Raw genomic sequence first — 836 nt, forward strand, 5'->3', positions numbered from 1 at the left:
GGATTGGGCATAGGGGAGGCAGTGCGGTCTTGGGGTCTCCCCAAGTGGAGCAACTGCCGTCATGGGGCATAGTCAGATGAGGTTCCGGAGGAAGTATCAAGTCGGAGGTACTAGGTCGCAAATCGAAGGTTGGAGGTAAAAATACCTGCTAATTGCGACCTTCAACCTGATACCTGTAACCCCCAGTCCCCAGTTCCTAGTCCCCAGTCCCTATTTCTCAATAACTAGCCCCTATGCATCGTAGGTGGCTGTACCGCTGAACTTGAGTTGTGCGGGATTGGGGTTTTGCCCAATGCTGCGTGCAACGAAACGTACTTTTTCACGCCCTTCATTCACTTTTTCGGGGAAGACACCATCGGCTGGGTGAATTGCAGTAGTTTCTCCGGTGGGTAAAATCCGGTAAATTTTGTAGTCTGTAATCTTGAATTTCCGGAGTTGACCACCCAAAGCGATGCCTTGTTCTTTCCGGGCCAAGTACAACAGGTTTTCGCCTTTGACCATAGTAGCTGCACCACCTGTGGGCAATTCAAATACTTGGTCTTTCGGGCTAGTCCAGGTGATAGCGTACTTTTCTTCTACTTGTGCTTTAGAAAGCAAGCCACCAGTGTTGCCAGCGAATCGTGGCGTTTGTCCAGAGAGTGTTTCAGCCATAAAGTGTTCTCTCAACGTTTTTAGGGCATACTAACATCGTAATAACGATCATATTGCGATCGCGTCATAGACTGTAACAGTTTTTAGTCATTGGGCAAACAGGGCATGGGGAAAGGGAAAGGGTAAAGGGGTAAAGGGGAAAGGGGAAAGATTAAATTTATTCCTTTTCCCTTTAACCTTTAACC

The 836-nt window shown here is 48.0% G+C and carries 1 protein-coding gene; it reads right to left on the bottom strand.

What is annotated here, in order from left to right:
* Nucleotides 1-231: 231 nt before the first annotated feature.
* Nucleotides 232-651: a photosystem I reaction center subunit II PsaD gene (locus GNE10_RS34880; protein WP_099070376.1), complete on the bottom strand. Its 420-nt coding sequence runs from the start codon at nt 649-651 to the stop codon at nt 232-234.
* Nucleotides 652-836: the final 185 nt, after the last annotated feature.

This window comes from Nostoc sp. 2RC, from assembly GCF_014222165.1.
Taxonomy (GTDB): domain Bacteria; phylum Cyanobacteriota; class Cyanobacteriia; order Cyanobacteriales; family Nostocaceae; genus Nostoc; species Nostoc linckia.